The following is a 21,060-nucleotide window of genomic DNA, read 5'->3' on the forward strand; positions in this document are numbered from 1 at the left end:
AAACGCGCGGCCTTTTATTGCCGTCTTGACTGATACGCACGCAGGATTTGCTCCCGGATTACCTCCGTTCGGCCGATCCGTTCGCTGGTTAACCGACTTTGGTCAATGTAACTTTTCAACCGCCCAACTGTAATGTGCAGCTCCTGAGCTGCTTCCCGAATCGTATAAAATAATGTCCCTTCGATTGATTTAGGCATACCTCAACGAAATTGATTATTCCACCCTGTCGGTATAGACAGGTAACCAACTAAGAGTTTGTTAAAGAAGATTGTTCTTATATGACCAACAAAGCCCATTCGAACCGGTTTATTAGGAACAGAGACTATTCGATAAAGGGTACATATGGCAGTTATAGGGGAATTGATCAAAAAAGCGATTGATGTATATGGGTTTGTTACCTCGGAGCCTGACCCGGCAAAAGCCCAGCGAGACGTATTACAAAACCTGCTGACGAAAGCCCGATTGACGGCTTTCGGGAAAAAGCATAACTTCACCGGGATACTCGACAGCCCCGACATCGTTGCGGCTTTTCAGGCGGCAGTGCCTGTTCATGATTACGATAAGCTGCATACTGACTGGTGGCATTACCTGCTCGAAGGCCACCAGAATGTGACCTGGCCCGGTGGACAAAGCTATTTTGCCCTGAGCAGCGGAACGACCAGCACCAGTAAAGCCATTCCGGTTACCGACGACATGATCGACTCCATCCGTAAGTCGGGCATCCAGCAGGTGATGAGCCTAAAAAACTTCGACCTCCCGTCCGATTTCTTCGAGAAGCAGATCATGATGCTGGGTAGTAGCGTGAACCTGATTCAGAAAGACGACCATCAGGAGGGCGAAATCAGCGGCATCAGCGCGGCCAATATTCCGGCCTGGTTCCGGGGGTATTACAGGCCGGGTATCGAAATTGCGTCGATCACAGACTGGGATGAAAAGGTACACCAAATCGCCAAAGAAGCGCCTGGCTGGGACATTGGCAGTCTGAGCGGTATCCCATCCTGGATCGAGATGATGCTCAAAGAGGTGATACGGTATAACCGGCTCAGTACCATTCACGACATATGGCCCAATCTGCACGTGTATACGTCGGGGGGCGTCGCGTTTGAACCGTACCGAAAAAGCCTCGAAACCTTACTGGCCAGGCCGCTCATCTACATCGACACGTACCTGACCTCAGAAGGGTATCTGGCCACGCAAAAACGGCCCGATACCTCGTCGATGGCGCTGATTCTGGACAATGGTATTTTCTTCGAGTTCGTCCCGTTTGTGGACGAGAACATGGACGAGGAAGGCCGCGTAAAACAGGATGCCACCGTCCTTTCGCTGGAACAGGCCGACGAAAACGTCGATTACGTGCTGCTGATTTCGACCGTTTCGGGCACCTGGCGCTACATGATCGGCGATACGGTGATGATTACGGATAAGCAACGGGCCGAAATAAAGATCACCGGCCGGACGAAGCATTTTCTGAACGTAGTGGGCGAACAGCTATCGGTTCACCAGATGAACAAGGCGATGCAAACCATGCAGAAACGCTACGACATGGAAATTAAAGAGTTCGTGGTGTCGGCCATTCGCAAGGAGGGGGAGTACATCAACAAATGGTACATCGGCTCCAACAAAGAGGTCGATGGTGCCGAAATGGCCGCTGCGCTGGATAGCGAACTGTGCGACAATAACAAAAACTACAAAGTGGCCCGGAGTAAATCGCTGAAGGGGGTAGAAGCGGAGGTGATTCCCATTGAGAAATTTTACCGCTGGAGCGAGGATTTCAAAAAGCTGGGCGGTCAGGCCAAGATTCCCCGCGTGATGAAGGAGGAGGATTTTCTGGAGTTCGAGGAGTATGTGAGCCGGGTGGCGGTGTAAAAAGAGGGTTATGTCGTGGTATCAGTCGGGGCGCCGACCGTCCGTGGCTGATACCACGACTTAGGTAATAAAAAGAGTAAAATTCCAACTAACTGGATAACCAATGCGTCTTGCTGCGCAAACAAAAAGCATGAAGAGGGAACTGGGTTTGTTACTTTTACTAGCGAGTCTTATTCTGTCCGGTAGCATTGACTGTCTGGCTCAAAGGACTTTTCAGCATGTGACGGACAGCTTAGTGACGGAAGGAATCATACGTAAAACGGGTCATTCACTTTATATCAAGCCAATTTTTGAGCAGTACCAACCTTTGATTACGGTAGTAGGAGATGGTTTCAGTGTTCCCAAAGGAGAGTTGACCCGGAAGCGGGGTGTTGGCATTCGAATGGGATATCGGGGGAAACGGTTTGAACTGGAAACCGGCTTGTCAACCATTAGACCAGCGGTCGGCTACAGGTATTTGCTGAATGGGCCTTATGCATATGGCCATACAACCCGAACCGTAAGTACGGACTTCTACCATATTCCTCTTCTGTTCCGGTATCGTCTCTGGCAGCCAGTGAGCAAGTTGTCGTTGCGAATTGGAACGGGGATCGCCTATAATGTTGACCTGGACAAACTTAAATTGGCGCCCATAAGTAATTCGGAAGAATCCAGTCTCGATGCAAACGGAAACAAGGTGGTGCTTGCCCGAACCAGAAGCCAGTATGAACGGAAGAAGTCGTTTTTTTCGGCTGAGGTAAATCTATCGACTCAATACCAATTTTCCCCTCATTTTAGCGCCAGTCTGGAAGTAAGACGACTCTTTAGTCCGAAAGATGTTGTCCGTATAACGGCGACTCAGCAGACATTCGATCCGCCTGCCTTTCGGGATATTGAGGCTAATGGCGGTGCTAACAGCCTTAATCTTAATTTGGGGATAGCCTATCATTTCAGAGTCAACAATCGCTACCGTCTTAATTGACAAGGTGAGGAATAGTAAGGACGCCATAGCCGTCCTTAAGACACAGATCAGAGAAGGGTAGAACCCCGCTATAATTCCCTCCGCTGCCAGTCCAGCTTTTCCTCTTCGAGCCGCTTCACCTGTTCCGTGATTTCTTCGGGCGAGACGTACAGGCGGGCGATTTTGTCTTTGTAGCTCTGCGGCAGTTCGGCGTGGTCCAGAATGAACCGCTTGGTTTCTACGAGGTACTTGCCCAATCCATGCCGAACGGCGTGTCCATCGGCAATGCGCTCCACTTTCTTTACGTAATCGGCGGAGAAGACGTAGCCCAGACCAAAGCCGACCATATCCAGATTGCTTCGGCTCTCGTAGTCCATAATATGTCCCAACTCGTGCCCGATCCAGCCAATCATGATAGCATTGGGGAGTTGGTGGATGGGGATGGCCGTGTGCGTCAGTTTGAACATCGAACTGATATTGATGCGGTAAGCCCTGGATTTCCGGCGGGCCAATATGGTGCTGAAAACCGGCTGAGCCTGCATCACCGACGATTTTATCGACTGTTTGAACATAAACTGAATGGGCGTTTCAACCAGTTCCGGGTAAAAAGACAGAGCTGTTAAAACGCTGTGCTCGATAATCGACGGTATCGTTTTGTTCGTTCGAAACCGGGCCAGTTCCGGCGTGATGTCGAACGGTTGCGCGTTAATTCCGGATGTCAGCATAAGAAAACAAGTTTAGCCTACCTATCTTCTTAACGCGCTGGAAGGGTATTGGTTTGAATGTAGTCCCGGGCCTGTAGTACCGACCGTCCCGGTCGGGTGTGAATGTAAATCACTATACACCCGACCGGGACGGTCGGCACTACAGGCCCGGGACTACTTCGTCCCAGACAGGGGCACCAGTTGCGCCGACAGGTTTGGCTTGGCCATGTCTTTGTCGAACGGGAAAATAGGGCGCTTGATGCGTTTGAAGGGTAGGCGGGCCAGATCCTGATTGACACCACCCGGTGTGAGCGCCATGATCCAGCCCTGCTGCATGGCGTAGAGTTCGGGTTCGAGGTAGCCGATCTTGACCACCACAATGTCGGCTTCGCGGGGTTTTAGACCCAACCGGGTGAAGTCGATCTCCTTGTGGTAAGGTTTTCGCTTCTGTGTAACGATCACGTGTACGCTGCCCACTTTTACCACCACTTCAACCTCCGCGTCCTTATCGCCTTTAACAATCGACTCGACGGTGCCTTTGAGCTTTACCGGTGGCGCAAACCGCGCATCGACCCGCGCACCGGCAACCCCATCCACCTGACCGCCCACGCCCACCGCCATGGCCTTCTTGACAAGTTCAGGGTCGGGGATGGATGCGTAAATTAACGATTGGCCGTCTGCCTTCTTAAACTCCGGCCGAGCCAATAGCTGCGTAAGGGTCCAGGTTACGTCGCCCGCGCCACCGGCCGTTGGGTTGTCGCCGGTATCGCTGATGAAAAAAGGGTGCTTTTTACTGGCGAACGCATCGGTCAGGCATTTTTCCAGTGTGCCGGTTGGGGCTACGAAGTCAAACTGATTACGCACGTTCCAGAAATCAAGGGCCAGTTTCTCGGCCGTTTCAGTCACTTTGGCCTTGTCATCGCCGGTTACCATCACAACGGCATGGTTGCGGGGTTCATCGGCCCAGGCGTAGCCAATCCAGATGGCCGCATCAACAATACCGTCCCGATGGTCGGCGAGGGGTTCAACCTGTTTGTAAAGGCTCTTGCCGGGCTCAATACGTGTGCTCGTTTTTTCGCCGGGGAGCAGAATGGGAACCGGAATCCAGGCTTTGTACGCCGGTTTGCCTTTGCCGCTCTTTATACGTTCGAGCAGGTTGATAACGGCCCGCTCTTTGGTCTGCATGGCATCTTCGTGCGGGGCCATGCGGTAGCAGGTAATCAAGTCGGAGTTTTGCGCCAGCCGCCACGACACGTTGCCGTGCAAATCCATGGATGTAGACACGAGAGTTTTGTAACCGATGACCTTCCGGATGCGGGCCAGGAAATCGCCTTCGGGATCGTCGAGCCCAACGACGCTCATGGCCCCGTGAATATCGAAATACAGCCCATCGTAGGGACCGTATTTCCTGAGCGAATCCAGCGTTTTGTTAACCAGCGACTCATACGCCTGCCGGGTAACGGCTCCACCCGGCAGCGATTTTCCGACGATGGTGGGGAGCCACATCGCCTGTTTGCGCAGGGGCGAAACGGGCATCATGAACGGGTAGGCGTTGAACACTTCCGGGCCGTACCGGGCATGAAAGGCTTCTTCCTGCGTCAGGGCTGGCGAGAACGTGCTGGATTCTATACCCAAACCCGCAATAGCAATTCTCGGTAAAGTCGTTGACGATGTAGTAGTGGTTGATTGGGCAATACCACAACTGAAGGTGAAAATCCAGGCTGCAATTCCTAAGACGATGTGTTTCATGCCCACAATTTAGCCCATTCGGAACAGCAGGCAAACAATTGGACGCATCCGCTTTTATAAATTTGTTCAGCACTAAGCCCGTGCGGGCTGTGCCAGACCCAATCGGCGGAGAGTTGTTTTCCGGTAAAGGGATAAAGCGGGTACAAGTGGGCAGGCAAGTGTTCACTGACTACTCCTGGGTTTACTCCATAAACGGAGCCGTTGTACACAGCAGCCGCACATCGCCCCGGATATCCATCAGAAAGCCGTGAACGTTAATGGCCAGGTCGTGTTGCAGGTCCGGCTCGTCAAGATTTTTCTGTGGCTTAGCCGTGTGTTTCTTTAAGTACTTCACCAATCTGTTGGAGAGCCGTTGCGCGTATCTTTTGTGGTCTTCAAATTCTTTATCGTAGCCGTGCTCTTCGTAATCGCCCAGGCCATCCTTCAAAAAAGCCTTATAGGCTCCGCAATTCCGGTGTTCCAGAATGTAAATGTCTTTGATATTATGCAGTTGAATAGCCAGATCAACGTGCTGAAGCAGACCGGTTTCCCAGCCTTTATAATCCTGGATATTTTTTAGCTCATCATCTGCATCGGCCGTACCGACCAAAGCGCCGATAGAAGCCCCCGCCATGATGTACTGATCGTAGCGGTTGATCAGGTTTTCGTGCTCCATAAAATGGATGATGTTGTCCAGCAGTCGCAAATCCATGCAACTAATAAGCAGTACGTTATGAAGCGGGACTTTGTAGCCAGTTGGGTAGTTTCGTGTCGGCATAGTATAAATATATAGTAAACATCTCGGCAAAATCGTGGGTTAAGCCAATGACTAAAAACTTCAACGAATGAAAACGATCACTTCTTTAGCTACTCTTCTTCTTGTCTGTGCTGTCCTGGAGGGCTGTACACCGAAGATGAACTTTGTAAATTCGACCATTGCCCCGGCGGCTACCGGAACAATAAATGTGAAGAAAGATAAAAACAAGAATTACAAGGTAACGGTAAATGTATCCAATCTGGCCGAATCCAACAAACTCACACCTGCTAAGGCAACGTATCTGGTCTGGATGGAAGGGGATGATAACTCAGTGAAAAAATTAGGCCAGATCGCCCCGCGCGGCAAAGCGCTAAGAGGGGAGTTGATTACAACCGCTATTAGTAAGCCGAAGGAAGTCTTCGTTACGGCAGAAGACAACCCGGAGATCGCGTATCCGGCCGGTGACGTTATCCTGACAACCCGCAAATAAGATCGGAGGGACCGTATCCTATTTATTTTTAACTAATCCCAATGCATCCCGTTGTGTGTAGGCTGGCAATTTGCCTGGCACACAATAGTGAAAAAAACACCAAATCCATCCGCATTAATTGTCGACAGAAATGGGATACTGATTGATAGTACCCCGATTCGTAAGCGGTCTCACGCCAGGTTTCTTCAGCGACAGGGCATCGAACTGACCGATGTCAACGCCTATTTATACCAACTCATGCCGCCTGGTACGCAGATCGTCCAGACGGCGTGAGTTGGTTTGTTTTTATACCGGGCGAAACTTTTCAATCCTTACCAGGCCTATTGCCGAGTTGTTCAGTCCACTTCTCCAATCTTGCTTTAATCTAATTCTGATGCTGATTCAGCATCAGAATCTGCGACGGGGTGCGTGTTGAAAATACCGTCGGTATCTGTCTCAATGCCGAAAAAAGCTCCACTCGACAGACCGCTGGTTTAGCCTGCCAACGATTATCCTATGAAAGTTTATGGCTTGGTAGTGAGCTATTTAAGCCGTGTAATTACTATGGCAATAGTTGATTGGCTCAGCGAAGCTTATCTGCTTTTTAGTCACAGACTAGTTTTCAATTAGCCAGACTAGAAAACAAAAAACTACCGAATAATATAAAGTTCTTCTTATCCTATAGACTTATTTTAGTTTGTTTTATAATTGATCAGTTTATCAAATTCACCAAGAACTATGGAACAATTGTACCGTAAATCCGCATCGAAGATGTGTCGTATTACCATTTGGATACTGCTTTTAAGTTTGTTGAGCAGTTCGGTCGGCTGGGCCCAGAGCGGGCCACCCGATCGGGACAAGTTTAAGAACAAGCAAAAACTAAAAAAGAAGGAACCTAAACTTCCTAAAGAGAAGCTGAAGGACAAAAAGAAGAAAAATGCAAAATTCAACTTCAAGGCAAGTGCGTTGAAAGGGGGTAAGTCGAAAGGTGGTCGCCTGGGGGCTATTTCCCTGAATAACCCAACTTCACTCCAGTTTGGCCCGGATGGACGACTGTATGTGTCTCAGCAGGATGGGATCATCAAGGCATTCACCATTGTGAAGAATGCCCCGAATGATTATTCCGTAGCGCAGATAGAGACGATAACGTTGATCAATCAGATTCCCAATCATAATGACGATGGCAGCCTGGCTCCTGAGGTAAACACCCGCCAGGTAACCAGCCTGCTTGTTACGGGAACTGCCGCCAGCCCGATCCTCTACGTCGGTTCGAGTGATAGCCGTATTGGCGGACCCGTTGGTGATTTAAACCTCGATACAAACTCCGGTATCATTTCCAAGCTGACAAAAACGGCAACCGGCTGGGATAAAATCGATCTGGTGCGGGGATTGCCGCGTTCAGAAGAAAATCACGCCAATAATGGCATGCAGCTGGATGGAACGAAACTCTATGTTGTAACCGGGGGTAATACTAACGCGGGCAGCCCATCCACAAACTTTGCCTACACTTCGGAGTATGCGCTCACTACGGCCGTACTGTCAATCGATCTGGCCGTAATCGAAGCCATGCCTACCCAGGGCAGTGGTGTGAATAAATACAAGTATGACCTGCCTACGCTCGATGACCCGACGCGGGCCGGCAATCCCGACGCGGGCGATCCCTTCGGTGGAAATGATGGGTTAAATCAGGCAAAAATAGACCCAACCGGCCCGGTGCGGGTGTTTGCAACGGGGTTCCGGAATGCCTATGATCTGGTGATAACCAAAACACCGGGTAAAGCCCGGCGCATGTTCGTGACTGATAACGGGGCCAATCAGGGGTGGGGAGGGCTACCCGCCAATGAGGGCGGTGGTAATGCTACCAACAACTACATTCAGGGCGAACCCGGTTCTACCAGCGGCACCTTAACGGATAACATCGTCAACAACCTCGACAACGTCCATTACATAGGTGACTTGAGCACGTACGTTCCTGGTAGCTTTTACGGCGGGCACCCGAACCCCGTTCGTGCCAATCCATCCGCTGCGGGATTGTATACAAATACGAGTGGCGTAGGCGTGTGGCGTACAAGCAAGACCGGTGCTAACCCCCTCCCTGCCGACTGGCCTCCGTTGCCACTCAGCATGGCCCACCCCATTGAAGGCGATTATCAGAATCCCGGCGAAACCGACAACGCGATCATGACGTTTCAAAGCTCGACCAATGGCATAGTCGAGTACACCAGTTCCGGATTTGGGGGAACACTGAAGGGACACTTGCTGGTGGCTTCTTTCGACGGCAGTATTCATAAGATCACACTCGATGATGCCGGTACCACCGTTACCAACACCCTGGGAAACAAACGGCTGAATCAGGATTTGCCCATTGCGTCAAACTTCGGGGCAGAACCGCTGGACCTGACCGCTCAGGGCGATAACGACATTTTTCCCGGCACAATATGGGCTGCCTGTTATGGAGGTAGCTCCATTTATGTCTTTGAACCGGAAGAAAGGACAGATTGTGATGCGGCCTACAGTACCACCCTGGACGACGATGGCGATGGCTTCAGTAATGCCGACGAGATCGATAATGGTAGCAACCCCTGCTCGCAGGCGAGTAGGCCCAAGGATTCTGACGGCGACGGACAGTCTGACTACAATGATCCTGATGATGATAACGACAGAGTGACTGATGATAACGACTTTTTTCCGCTGGATGCAGCGAACGGAAGAACGACGAATCTGCCGGTTACCTATGAATTGTTCAATAACGATCCTGGCCGGGGGTTATTTGGCGTGGGCTTTACGGGGTTGATGTTGTCCAAACAGCCTGGGTTTAACTACCTCGATATGTTTGATGAACAGAATCTGGTAGCGGGTGGGGCTGTAGGGGCCTTCTCTGTCGTGAGTGTTTCGCCCGGCGATCCGTACCGTACCCTGAACAATCTGGAAAACGGGTTTCAGTTTGGGGTAAACGTAAACAGCAGCACTGGGCCGTTCACCGTTAGAACCCGAATGCTGGGACCCTTCTTTAATGGAGCGGCCCCCCGCTATTACCAGTCGCAGGGGGTATATATTGGTAACGGCGATCAGGATAATTACCTTAAACTTGTGCTGGGTTCCGATGGTGGGCAGGGTGGACTCGAAATGCTGTATGAAAGCAATGGCGAGTTAATCAGTAACGGGTTTTATACCTTACCTGGTGGGTTACCCAATAGCACCATGGATCTATACCTGGCCGTTGACCCGGCAACGGGTATGGTGCAACCCAAATATTCGAAAGATGGTGGTCCTCTGGTTAATGTTGGCCCGCCCATTCAGCTAACGGGTGCTGTGCTCAACGCCGTGCAGGGTGCAGCGGCATTGGCGGTGGGTATACTCTCTACATCGCTCAACTCCACACCGTTTACGGCTACCTGGGATATGATCAGTGTAAAGTCCGATTCGCAGTTAGAGCCAGCGGTGGTGAGCTTTAGCCTGATGAATGCCAACACTGGTCAGCCAATCAAGCAGTTGACGCCCGGCGAGCAGCTGGATCTGGCTGCATTGCCCACCCGTAACCTGAGTATCCGGGCCAATGTCAATACCTCGGCTATCGGTTCGGTTGTCATGGAGTTAACGGGTAGCGAGGTTCGGACACAGATTGAGAACATCGTTCCGTATGCCTTGTTTGGCGATGACAATGGCACGTTTAACCCCTGGACGCCCACTGTGGGAAGCTACAATCTAACAGCTACGCCCCATACCGATGCGGGGGGAGCCGGTACCGCCGGGAATGCGCTATCCCTGAACTTTACAATTATCGATGGAGCGCCGATAACAGGTAGCTGGCAAACGCTGGTTCCCAATTCCGGTTCGCCAACGGCTCGCCACGAAGCGGCTTATGTACAGGCCGGAGACAGATTTTATCTGATGGGTGGCCGGGGTATCAAACCCGTACAGGTATACGAGCCCATTGGCAAGAACTGGACCAATGCGGTGGCTACGCCAATTGAACTGCACCATTTCCAGGCCGTAACGATGGAAGGGCTCGTGTACGTTGTGGGCGCTCTAACCGGAAGTTTCCCCGAAGAACCCTCCGTTTCGAACGTGTATATCTACAACCCGACAACAGATAAGTGGTTAGTGGGGCCGGAAATACCTCTCAGCCGACGTCGGGGTACGGCGGGTGCTGTGGTGTATAACAAGAAGATATACGTAGTTGGCGGAAATACCCGAGGGCATAACGCCGGGTATGTAAACTGGTTTGACGAATTCGACCCGGCCACCAATACTTGGAAAGTCATGCCCGATGCTCCGCATGCCCGTGATCACTTTCAGGCAGTTGTTATTGGTACTAAACTCTACGCAGCCGGTGGTCGGCGGAGCTCGCAGAATACCGGTCAGACGTTTATGCTGACGGTGCCCGAAGTGGATATTTATGACTTCACGACGGGTCAATGGTCGACCTCAACGAACCCCATCCCTACGCAGCGGGCCGGTACGACAACGGTTGCTCTGGGTGGTAACGTGGTCGTTATTGGTGGCGAAAGTGCCCAGGCAACGGCGCATAATGAAACGGAATCCTTCTCGCCAACGGCCAACAACTGGGTGAAGCTGGCTAACTTACAGCAGGGAAGGCACGGTACACAGGCGATTCTCAATAACCAGGCGATCTATATCGTAGCTGGTTCCGGTTCGCAGGGTGGCAACTTTGAACTTAGCTCGCAGGAGGTGTTCTACCAGTCGGGGCCAACCACGCCAACCGGTATTCAGCTAACACAGAGCCAACTGACATCCCCTACGTCTGGCGCTTTTGGTCAGGTAATCGTCAGTTCGACCCAAAGTACGTTAATTAAGTTGACCAACACCGTTGGTAATCAGGCTATACTGGTAACCGGCATCTCCTTGTCGGGTAGTAGCGATTTCACGTTCCAGACGCCTATTACGATGCCGTTCATTATACCGGTTGGTCAGAGCGTAGATGTAAAGGTCGACTTTAAGCCAACGTCCACCGGCGCCAAAAGTGCCAATTTAATTATTGCACATTCGGGTGCTGTGGGAAGCCTGTCAATTCCCCTAACGGGTGAAGGACTGAACAGCAGCCAGCAGGCGGTGACCAACTTCTCGCTTATAAATGCTGATACTGATCAGGTTATACGTGTGTTGGCCAATAATGACGTTATCAACTTACCCAGTCTGACTGTGCCAAGGGTTAATATCCGGGCCAACACAAACCCGGCCACGGTTGGTAGTGTACTGCTAACCCTGAGCGGAACGCAGAATCAGACCGTTTGGGAGAGTGTAGCACCGTATTCATTGTTTGGCGATAACAGCGGTGATTACAACCCCTGGACGCCCGCTGTGGGTAGCTATTCGTTGAACGCGACTCCCTACTCCGGTCCTAATGGATCTGGCGCTGCCGGTAACCCGTTGCGGATTAATTTCACGGTAACGAATAACGCAGGGGGAAAAGTAGCTGCGGAGACTATGCCGCTAACCGAACAGGGTAAGGGGTGGCGTTTCTTCCCCAACCCGTCATCGGGCGTTATCCGGATAGAGTTTGAGCCCAATCATGCGTTACCGTTCACGGTTGATATTACCGACATTATGGGCCGGTCGCTGATGCACGAACGTAAAGAAAGTCTGGACCCGGTAACGGTCAATCTGCATGATTTTCAGCCGGGTCTGTATATTGTTACTATCCGGTCTAAAACCGGTGTGGTAAGTCGTAAGCTGATTAAACAGTAGCGTTTAATCAGAAAAAAAAGCCGCCGGGGGTGTAACAGTTTCAATGTTATGCCCCCGGCGGCTTTTCTATTACAGCCCTTTGCCATGCGGAGCCCGGTTCCGGCTTCGGTAGATAGTGTCTATTATAATAGTAGATAAATCGGGCCGCTCCGGGAACCAGCATGTAACAAGACAGCGTATAGGGTATGAATGGGTATCAACATCAACTATAGAGGAGGTCGGCGGTGGGCCATGTCTCTGCTTATGCAGGTAATAAGCTGGCTGCTGGTTTTAGTGGGGACAACCGCCAGCACGGCACCCCCACGCACCCGAACGGTTCTGTTCGGGTATAAGGCGGTGATTGGCCAACTACCCGCCGGAACCCGGCAAGTTGATATCTGGATACCTGTGCCCCACAGCAACCCGTTTCAGCAAATTTCGGAATTGACCATCGTTTCGCCTTATCCGTATCAGGTTGACTCCGCGCAATACGGCAACCGAATGATGCACCTGCACCTGCAAAATTCGCCTGGAAAGGAGTTTCCCGGAAAGGAGTTCTCGGTTGATATGCAGTTTAAGGCTACCCGAAAGGAACACCTTCAGCCCCAGCGCCAAACGCGCAGTACCATCGAAAAACGGCCTGTTGACCCATATATGAACCGCTGGTTGCAGCCAGACCGCCTGGTACCCATCGATGGGGAAATTAAACGATGGGCAAAGGCCGTTGTCGATTCGGTGGGCGCTAAAACGGACCTCCAGCGGGCACGAGCCATCTACAATCACGTTATTGCCACCGTCAAGTACGATAAAACCGGTACCGGATGGGGGCGGGGCGACATCTACTACGCCTGCGATGCCCGCCGGGGTAACTGCACTGATTTTCATGCTATTTTTATCGGATACTGCCGGGCATTGGGGATACCTGCCCGCTTTGCCATCGGCTTTTCCTTGCCAACCGACCGGCCGGCCGGCCAGGTGAGCGGCTACCATTGCTGGGCCGAATTCTACAGTAAAGATCTGGGGTGGGTACCCATCGATGCATCGGAAGCCGCCAAGAACCCAACCCGGCGGGCTTATTTCTTCGGGGCTCATGATGAAAATCGGATCGAGTTTAGTCTGGGCCGTGATCTGGTACTTTACCCAAAACAGGAACAACCGCTAAACTATTTCATCTATCCTCTGGTAGTTGTTGACGGACAGTCTCTTACGGCTGTACCTCCTGTCATTACCTACCGAGACCTGGTTGATTAATCTGATGTATCGATACGTAACTCTGGTTGGTCTTTGGTATCGACTTTTGTTATCTATTGGTTGTTTTCGATTTGCCTGACTTATTTTTAATTTCCTTAATACATGAATATTTTTTCACTATGTTAACTTTGTGGACTTTATAGTAACAGAACACTAAGTAGACTATCCTGAATCGGGTCGTGGTATTGACGGGTTATACGTTTTGGGCATTTATCAGCAACCAGCATCTACAGGTTGCTGCACTCAACTTACTCTATAAAGAAGCACAATTTAGTAGTACGTGCTTAGCTAAGTCAACATCCATAAGAAGGTATTTTATTGGTACACTAAGTGGCCGATAGGGTTAATTGGTGTAAGCAAATATGGAAACGCATTTAGAGCTTTGGTTCGATACGTCTGTAGAGGGAGTCGCTTTTCTGAAGCCCGTTTACAGGGAATCGGAGTCGTCAATGACGTTTCATTGCCAACGGGTTAATAAAACACTGGCTCAACTGCTGGGCCGAACCGCCGATGAATTTATCGGGCAACTCATCGATTCGTTCATTCCCTGGATTCCTCAGGCTGAGTTGACTCGTCAACTGGTAACCGTCTTGCAGACTGGTGAGCCGCAGCAAGGGCAGTACTATTATCCGCAGGGCAATTGCTGGTTCTCGGTTAGCCTGACCCGCCTTGCCGATCTGGTCGTCATTCGTTTTCTGGCGGTGAGTGAACACCGGGAAGCAACCGGCCAGCCGCAACCGGAGCTTCGTTCCAAAAGGCGTGTAATGGGGGTGAATCGGCCACGAAAGACCCGATTAACCCGTTACCTCAGCGAACAGCAGCAACAGCGTCTGACCCTGCAACGCCTTTTTAAACGGATTCCCTGCGAAGAGGCCATACTCTTCCAGCTGGACCAGAGCGGGCAACTCTTTGACACGGAAGTCCACTACCGGCACGGTGTTCAACACGAGGGTCCGGCTATCTCTCTCCCCATCAGGTACCGGCACCACAGCTTACTGGCACAGGGGCAGGAGGTGCTCATTAATCAACTCGAAGAAGAAATGCCGGGCTTTCCGCCTGATGTTAACCCATACCGGCGGGGGCATCGCTCATTTCTGGGACTGCCTTTGCTGGTCGATGCGAAGTTGGTAGGTATCCTAGCTCTACTGGACCCTACCCCTAATTTCTTCACGCCGGATTATGTGCGGATCGGGCAGGAGGTAGCCAGCCAGCTAGCCAGCCTGTTTCTACGGCAAGCCATAAGCAAGCAGTCCGGAAACCTGAGTGAAAACAACCAGTTGTTGCAGGCCATTATCAACACCAGCCCGACCAGTTTATGTCTGTTAAGGCCTGTTTGGCAGGAGAAGACTATTACTGACTTTCGTGCCATTATCAGCAACGCACAGAGCGTCAATATAACGGGGTTAGATCAGGATACGCTGCTGACCAAGTCGCTGCTCACCCTGTTTCCTCACTTCCTGACGAATGGGGTCTTTGCTAAAATGGTCACCGTGGCGCTCACGGGTGAAACCCAGCGTTTTCAGCTAGCCGATAACCTGGCAACGGGACCATTCTGGGGCGATTTCTCATTGGTGCAGGTAGCCGGTGATGTGCTGTTCAGCGTCAATGACATCACGCGGTTAAAACAGGTTGAAGAGGAGCTTCGGACAGCCAATCTGGAACTGGAGCAGCGGGTAATCAGACGAACGGCCGAAGTACGGCAACTGGCTGCCTTGCAGGGGGCCATCCTGAAATACGTTGGGGTAGGCGTGGCGGCTACCGATACCAACGGAATTATTCAACTCATAAATCCGGCTCTGGAAGCCATGACCGGCTACCGGGCAGATGAACTGGTAGGCCAGCGTACGACCGGTTCTCTGCGGGAGCCGGTGTTGCATCAGCAACAGCTCGACCAGCTAAAGCGCGACCTGGCTGATGAGGCTGGCGAAGGTGAAGATATCGTAGCCCGTTATGTTGCCCAACATAATTTTCTTCGCCTTGAAAACACCCTCCTGACGAAAGATGGCCGTATGATTCCGGTTCTGTCGACGGTAAGTGGTCTTTATGACGAGCAGAACGTATTGATGGGCTATGTAGACATCAGTACAGACATATCGTATTTAAAAGCCATTGAAGAGGCTCTCATGCAGGCCAGCCAACGCAGTCAGCTGGCAACCAAAGCCGCCAAGCTAGGCGTTTGGGAGTGGAATCTGCTAACCCATGAGCTGATTCTTGATGAGAATTTTTATGCCCTCCTTAGTATTCCGCAACGTACAGCCCTCGCCCGCATCAGCGATGTAGAGCCGCTGTTGCATCCGGATGATCTGACCTTTTTTTCGGATAAAGTGCAGGCCATTATTCGCGAGCAACAGCCCTTCGAGGTCGAGTTTCGGACTATCTCGCCAATTGATGAATCCGTGCGTTACATGAAGATCGATGGGCTGGTTCTGCAAAACGAGAGTGGGCTAAGTCATCGAATGATTGGCGTTATTCGGGATCGAACGGCCAAGCGGCTGGCCAACCAGGCCCTTCGGGCTAGTGAACAACGGTATCGCTCCCTGGTCGACCACCTAAGCGATGTTGTCTTTCAGGCCGATTCGAAGGGGTTATGGACTTACCTAAACCCGGCCTGGGAGATTGTAACCGGCTTTTCCATTGAGGAGTCTTTGGGTCGTTTTTTCCTTGACTTTATTGTCACCGAGGATCACTCTAAGGTCAGAGCTATTTTTCCGCCCATTGAAGAAGGCCAGGAGGAGTCTGTGAGGCAGGTAATTCGCTATGTTTATAAGACAGGAGGCTATCGTTGGGTAGAAGCCTTTGCGCAGGTAAGCCGCAATCAACACCAGGAAATAACGGGCGTAACCGGAACATTGACGGATATTACGGAGCGAAAAATGGCCGAAGAAGCAATTCTGGAAAGCGAACAGCGTTTTCGGGAGATTGCCGAGAATGTCGACGAGATGTTCTGGATTCGGGATATTAATTCGCCCGTATTTCTCTACATGAACCCTGTCTTTGAAACGTATAGCGGTATACCTGTCGAGCAGTTATACGAGAATCCGCTCATTTTTGCCAATGTTATTGTAGAAGAAGACCGGCCTGCTATTGTGAATGCCTTCATGAGTAGTGAGCCGAAATCTACCTTTCAGTTCAGGTTTCACCACCCCGATGGCAGCATTCGCTGGCTCAATGCGCGGGTCTTCCTGATAAATGATAAGAATGGGGTTCCCACACGCCGATTAGGGGTGGCCACGGATGTGACGACGGCGATTGAGAAAGAGCAGATTTTAAAGGAGTCGCTGGCGAAGGAACGGGCGCTGAATGCGCTCAAATCGCAGTTTATTACAACAGCCTCCCACGAGTTTCGAACGCCCCTGGCGGCCATTATCTCCAGTGTCGAATTAATAAAATTTTATGCAGCACAGGAGAATAGGTCCGTAGCCAACGCCTTGATCGATAGGCATGTCGACTCGATTTCGAAGCAGGTGATGTCCCTCACCGACTTAATAGCCGATACGTTGGTCCTAAGCAGTCTGGAGGAAGGAAAAATACCGGTTCAACTGGAAGCGGCCGATATTGTAGACCTTACCGATACGCTGTTGGCGTTAAACTTCGGCAATCGGGAAGACAACCGGCAGGTGGCGCTGGAAGTGATTGGCTCGCCGGTACTGGTGAACATCGATAAAAAGCTGATGGCCCATGTATTAACAAATCTAGTATCCAACGCCTTTAAATTCTCTGCTACGAATCCCAGATTAACAATCCGGTTTGAGAAAGAAGCCGTATTTATTTCGGTCATTGATCAGGGAATCGGCATTCCCCGAAAAGATTTGCCCCATTTATTTGGTAAGTTTTTTAGAGCGAGTAATGCCGATCATATCAAAGGTACCGGTTTGGGCCTGTCCATCTGCCTGGAATATATCACTTTGCAAAACGGAAGTATTGATATTGCCAGTATTGAGGGGGCTGGAACAACATTCACCGTTATCCTGCCGAATATTGGCCTGTGACGAGCGTCGGCCATATTAAATGGAACAAAATGGTACCCAATTCAAAATTTTAAGGTACTTAATATTATCATTAGTTGTTTTTTTATATACTTGTTTTATTAATTTCACTAACTTTTCAAGATCAGTGGGAGGAGGTCAGCCAATAGCCTATCCTACTATTTCTGTATTCTTCTCCTGACATGAAAATAAAACAAGAACTATTCACAGGTAGCAATTGGAAAACACTCTCAGAAACTGACGGCTTTACCGCATCCGGGTCACAATTGGTACTGGCTTTTGGAGAGCGAACCTTACTCAGTCGTACCGATGTGTACGGGCAGCTTCGGGCTCAGTACCCATCCGCAGCTATTGTGATTAACTCCACTGCCGGCGAAATCTTCAACGATCATGTGTCTGACGATACCATTGTTGCTACGGCCATTGCTTTCGATAAAACCACTGTCCGGACGGTACAGATCGAGATAGAGAATTATCAGGAAAGCTACCGGGCAGGCCAGCAAATTGCGCAGGCACTGGATGATCCGGCGCTGGCCGCGCTGTTTATCGTATCGGATGGCAGTTGGGTGAATGGCAGTAAATTGATTGATGCACTCAATGACTCCCTCCATCGTGTTGTCCCCATTACCGGCGGGCTGGCCGGCGATGCCAATCGGTTCGAATCTACGCTGGTCGGGCTCAATGAGCAGCCAACAGCCGGTAAAGTTGTAGGCATTGGCTTTTACGGCGATAGTCTTTATGTTGGTACCAGTTCTATGGGTGGGTGGGATGTTTACGGACCCGAACGGGAGGTAACGCATTCGGAATACAATGTACTTTTTCAGATTGGCGACACCTCGGCGCTCGATTTGTACCGGGATTATCTGGGCAAATACGCCCAGGGGTTGCCCTCGGCGGCTTTGTTCTTTCCCTTGTCCATGCGCACCACCGCCGACTCTCCTCCCCTGGTACGCACCATTCTGACCATCGACGAAGCCGCCCGCAGCATGACCTTTGCCGGGGATATGCCCGAGAAAAGCCTTGTGCGGTTTATGACGGCCAACTTCGATCGGTTAATTGAAGCGGCTGCAACAGCTGCGCATACGGCCATGTCGACCCTCACCTTTGCGCCCGAACTGGCCATTCTGGTGAGTTGCGTGGGCAGAAAGCTGGTGCTGGGCCAGCGTATCGATGAAGAAGTAGAAGCCGTTCGCGATGTGTTTGGCGAGACTACCGTACTCAGCGGATTTTATTCGTATGGCGAAATTGCCCCGACTGCACCCGGTGCCAGGTGTGAACTCCACAACCAAACAATGACCATTACCGCCTTTTCAGAGCAATAAGCATGAATGAGAAACCGCTACATAAAGTACTGGCCAGGCAGCTAAAAAAATATTTACCCGAAGATAGCTTATCCAACACGCAAACCGACCTGTTTGTGCGGGCGGTAAACGAGTCGTATCATAACTTTGAACGAGATAAGGAGTTGTTCGAGCATTCGTCTTTCATGAATGAACAGGCGTATGCAGACCTTACCCATAAGCTGAAAGCCGAAATTGGGCAGCGTAAGCAATCGATCGAGAAACTGATCGATGCCATTGTAACCCTGGATGTGCCCACCGAAGAGGGAATGACGGATATTAATCCCGATAACCTGATCGAGTTGGTCGAGTTCCTGAAACAGCAGATTGAACGCCGGAAAACAATTGAAAACGAGCTGCGCCAGGCCAAAGAACTGGCCGAACAGGCTACCCTGGCCAAGTCCGACTTTTTGTCGACTATGAGTCACGAAATCCGTACACCCCTCAATGGCGTGATCGGATTTACCGACTTACTCCTGAAAACGAAAACGGACGAAACCCAGCGCCATTACCTGTCGCTGGTCAACCAGTCGGCTAATAGTCTGCTCGATATTATCAACGACATTCTCGACTTCTCCAAAATTGAAGCCGGAAAGCTGGAACTCGTTGTTGAGCAAACCGACCTGCTGGCCGTTGGCCGCCAGGTGGCCGACATGATTAAATTACCGGCTCACCAGAAGAAGCTGGAAATGTTGCTCAACATCGACCCGTCGATACCTCGTTTTGTGTGGGCCGACCAGATTCGGCTCCGTCAGATTTTGATCAATCTGCTGAGTAACGCCGTGAAGTTTACCCAGCAGGGAGAGATTGAGCTCAGCATAGAACGTATCCGGGACCACCTGGCAGATGGCTCAACCAGTCTCCGGTTTGCCGTGCGGGATACCGGTATTGGCATTGCCGAACGAAATCAGGAAAAGATTTTCGAAGCTTTTTCGCAGGAAGACTCCTCAACGACCCGCCGGTTTGGTGGAACCGGGCTGGGTCTGGCCATATCGAACAAGCTGCTGGGGCTGATGGGCAGCCAGCTTCAGCTAACGAGTGAACTGGGCAAGGGCAGCACGTTTTTCTTCACCATCCAGTTTAAATCGCTTCCTGGCGAAGTGAACCAGTGGACAAGGCTACAGTTGATTCAGCACGTGCTGATCGTAGATGATAACACCACGAACCGTCAGATTTTGCTGGCCATGCTGGATCTGGCAAGTATTCAGGTGTAGCAGGCGGCTAGCGGTCTGGAGGCACTGGAGCGGCTGAAGTCCGGTGAGAAGTACGACGCCGTGATTATGGATTACCATATGCCGCTGATTGACGGGCTAGCTACCATCCGACTGATTCGACACGATCTGAATCTGTCGGCCGATGAGTTGCCGATCATTCTTCTGCACAGTTCGTCGGAAGACGAAAAAGTAATGAATGTTTCCCGAGAGTTAGCGGTAGACCGGCGGTTGGTGAAACCCGTCACCGCCGACCAGCTGTTCGAAGCTCTGTCGTACCTTAAGCACCGGCCTGACGAGTCGTCGGTTATATCGACTCCATCCCCGCTTGCGGCCTCTGTGGATGTGGAGCCGGTAACGATTCTGCTGGTTGAGGATAACCAGGTAAACATGCTTCTGGCAAAGACCTTACTTAAACAGCGATTGGCAAATGTTCGGATTGTGGAAGTGGTTGACGGGCAGCAGGCCATCGATGCGTTTCAGACGGCACACCCTGATCTGATCCTGATGGATATTCAGATGCCTATTGTGAATGGATACGAAGCCACGCGAGCTATTCGTCGGCTCGAAACCGGCAAACGAACGCCAATCATTGCGTTGACGGCTGGCACTGTGCGGGGCGAACGGGAGAAATGCTTACTGGCCGGTCTGGATGACTATTTGAGTAAGCCCATTATTCCTAATGCACTAAATACCATACTCGATAAATGGCTGGGCCAGCAGGACGATATACTTCTGCCAGACGAAGAATCTGGCCTATCCAGACAGGGGCATTTTGACCGGCAGGGTTTGTTAGCCCGCATGAACCAGGATCAATTGCTGGTCGACATCCTGATTGAGGGTACTCTGGAATACCTGAGTGCGTTCCCGGCCCGCTTTGCGTCTATTCGTCAGGAGGGGGCCTTGTCGAAGCTGAAAGCACTGGCCCACCAGTTGAAAGGAACTGCCTTAACCGTTAACCTGCTTCGTCTCGCTGACCTGGCCGGAACTCTGGAACACACACGGCCTATCGACTCGGACGAACTGGCCGAACTTTGCACCGACATAGAAACGGAGGTCGAGTATGTTTATAACTTACTGAAAGCTGACTCGAAAAGCCGGCAATGATTGACGAGCAGGA

Annotated in this window: 14 protein-coding genes; 10 read left to right on the plus strand and 4 right to left on the minus strand. The window is 51.1% G+C overall.

What is annotated here, in order from left to right; translation table 11 throughout:
* Nucleotides 1-14: 14 nt before the first annotated feature.
* On the minus strand, nucleotides 15-197 hold the full coding sequence (locus CRO74_RS19330; protein ID WP_097128001.1) for a helix-turn-helix domain-containing protein: 183 nt from the start codon (nucleotides 195-197) through the stop codon (nucleotides 15-17).
* 145 nt (nucleotides 198-342) lie between these two features.
* Here CRO74_RS19330 and CRO74_RS19335 point away from each other — a divergent pair, with 145 nt between their 5' ends.
* A complete protein-coding gene (locus tag CRO74_RS19335) occupies nucleotides 343-1,866 on the plus strand; it encodes a GH3 family acyl-acid amido synthetase (protein ID WP_097128003.1) in 1,524 nt (507 codons plus the stop codon).
* 130 nt (nucleotides 1,867-1,996) lie between these two features.
* Nucleotides 1,997-2,827, plus strand: coding sequence for a hypothetical protein (locus CRO74_RS19340; RefSeq protein WP_144035951.1), 831 nt, complete (start codon nucleotides 1,997-1,999; stop codon nucleotides 2,825-2,827).
* 68 nt (nucleotides 2,828-2,895) lie between these two features.
* Here CRO74_RS19340 and CRO74_RS19345 read toward each other — a convergent pair whose 3' ends face one another.
* The 3 genes from CRO74_RS19345 to CRO74_RS19355 all read right to left on the minus strand — a co-directional run bounded on the left by CRO74_RS19345 (nucleotide 2,896) and on the right by CRO74_RS19355 (nucleotide 6,016).
* Nucleotides 2,896-3,531, minus strand: a complete 636-nt coding sequence (locus tag CRO74_RS19345; protein ID WP_097128006.1) for a hypothetical protein — start codon at nucleotides 3,529-3,531, stop codon at nucleotides 2,896-2,898.
* 153 nt (nucleotides 3,532-3,684) lie between these two features.
* Nucleotides 3,685-5,259, minus strand: a complete 1,575-nt coding sequence (locus CRO74_RS19350) for a M81 family metallopeptidase (RefSeq protein WP_097128008.1) — start codon at nucleotides 5,257-5,259, stop codon at nucleotides 3,685-3,687.
* Nucleotides 5,260-5,440: 181 nt separating this feature from the next.
* On the minus strand, nucleotides 5,441-6,016 hold the full coding sequence (locus tag CRO74_RS19355) for a carbonic anhydrase (RefSeq protein ID WP_097128009.1): 576 nt from the start codon (nucleotides 6,014-6,016) through the stop codon (nucleotides 5,441-5,443).
* 67 nt (nucleotides 6,017-6,083) lie between these two features.
* Here CRO74_RS19355 and CRO74_RS19360 point away from each other — a divergent pair, with 67 nt between their 5' ends.
* From CRO74_RS19360 to CRO74_RS19390, 8 genes are all read left to right on the plus strand, one after another.
* Nucleotides 6,084-6,485 (plus strand): hypothetical protein, encoded by a 402-nt coding sequence (locus CRO74_RS19360; RefSeq protein WP_097128011.1) that lies wholly within the window; start codon nucleotides 6,084-6,086, stop codon nucleotides 6,483-6,485.
* A gap of 87 nt (nucleotides 6,486-6,572) precedes the next feature.
* Nucleotides 6,573-6,758, plus strand: coding sequence for a hypothetical protein (locus tag CRO74_RS31345; protein ID WP_144035952.1), 186 nt, complete (start codon nucleotides 6,573-6,575; stop codon nucleotides 6,756-6,758).
* A gap of 444 nt (nucleotides 6,759-7,202) precedes the next feature.
* Entirely contained in the window at nucleotides 7,203-12,173 is a 4,971-nt protein-coding gene (locus CRO74_RS19365; RefSeq protein WP_097128013.1) for a Kelch repeat-containing protein, read from the plus strand.
* A gap of 189 nt (nucleotides 12,174-12,362) precedes the next feature.
* Entirely contained in the window at nucleotides 12,363-13,403 is a 1,041-nt protein-coding gene (locus CRO74_RS19370) for a transglutaminase-like domain-containing protein (RefSeq protein ID WP_245877913.1), read from the plus strand.
* A gap of 362 nt (nucleotides 13,404-13,765) precedes the next feature.
* Nucleotides 13,766-17,392: a PAS domain S-box protein gene (locus CRO74_RS19375; RefSeq protein WP_097128016.1), complete on the plus strand. Its 3,627-nt coding sequence runs from the start codon at nucleotides 13,766-13,768 to the stop codon at nucleotides 17,390-17,392.
* 179 nt (nucleotides 17,393-17,571) lie between these two features.
* Nucleotides 17,572-18,711, plus strand: a complete 1,140-nt coding sequence (locus CRO74_RS19380) for an FIST signal transduction protein (protein WP_097128018.1) — start codon at nucleotides 17,572-17,574, stop codon at nucleotides 18,709-18,711.
* Between the two features lie 2 nt (nucleotides 18,712-18,713).
* Complete coding sequence (locus tag CRO74_RS19385; RefSeq protein WP_097128020.1) at nucleotides 18,714-19,943, plus strand: ATP-binding protein; 1,230 nt, start codon at nucleotides 18,714-18,716, stop codon at nucleotides 19,941-19,943.
* Between the two features lie 15 nt (nucleotides 19,944-19,958).
* On the plus strand, nucleotides 19,959-21,047 hold the full coding sequence (locus tag CRO74_RS19390; protein ID WP_262508239.1) for a response regulator: 1,089 nt from the start codon (nucleotides 19,959-19,961) through the stop codon (nucleotides 21,045-21,047).
* Nucleotides 21,048-21,060 lie beyond the last annotated feature (13 nt).

This window comes from Spirosoma fluviale, from assembly GCF_900230225.1.
Taxonomy (GTDB): domain Bacteria; phylum Bacteroidota; class Bacteroidia; order Cytophagales; family Spirosomataceae; genus Spirosoma; species Spirosoma fluviale.

Excerpts from the sequence above, each read along its gene's own strand:
- CRO74_RS19330 (WP_097128001.1), bottom strand. The coding sequence starts at position 197 with ATGCCTAAATCAATCGAAGGGACATTATTTTATACGATTCGGGAAGCA.
- CRO74_RS19335 (WP_097128003.1), top strand. The coding sequence starts at position 343 with ATGGCAGTTATAGGGGAATTGATCAAAAAAGCGATTGATGTATATGGG.
- CRO74_RS19340 (WP_144035951.1), top strand. The coding sequence starts at position 1,997 with ATGAAGAGGGAACTGGGTTTGTTACTTTTACTAGCGAGTCTTATTCTG.
- CRO74_RS19345 (WP_097128006.1), bottom strand. The coding sequence starts at position 3,531 with ATGCTGACATCCGGAATTAACGCGCAACCGTTCGACATCACGCCGGAA.
- CRO74_RS19350 (WP_097128008.1), bottom strand. The coding sequence starts at position 5,259 with ATGAAACACATCGTCTTAGGAATTGCAGCCTGGATTTTCACCTTCAGT.
- CRO74_RS19355 (WP_097128009.1), bottom strand. The coding sequence starts at position 6,016 with ATGCCGACACGAAACTACCCAACTGGCTACAAAGTCCCGCTTCATAAC.
- CRO74_RS19360 (WP_097128011.1), top strand. The coding sequence starts at position 6,084 with ATGAAAACGATCACTTCTTTAGCTACTCTTCTTCTTGTCTGTGCTGTC.
- CRO74_RS19365 (WP_097128013.1), top strand. The coding sequence starts at position 7,203 with ATGGAACAATTGTACCGTAAATCCGCATCGAAGATGTGTCGTATTACC.
- CRO74_RS19370 (WP_245877913.1), top strand. The coding sequence starts at position 12,363 with ATGGGTATCAACATCAACTATAGAGGAGGTCGGCGGTGGGCCATGTCT.
- CRO74_RS19375 (WP_097128016.1), top strand. The coding sequence starts at position 13,766 with ATGGAAACGCATTTAGAGCTTTGGTTCGATACGTCTGTAGAGGGAGTC.
- CRO74_RS19380 (WP_097128018.1), top strand. The coding sequence starts at position 17,572 with ATGAAAATAAAACAAGAACTATTCACAGGTAGCAATTGGAAAACACTC.
- CRO74_RS19385 (WP_097128020.1), top strand. The coding sequence starts at position 18,714 with ATGAATGAGAAACCGCTACATAAAGTACTGGCCAGGCAGCTAAAAAAA.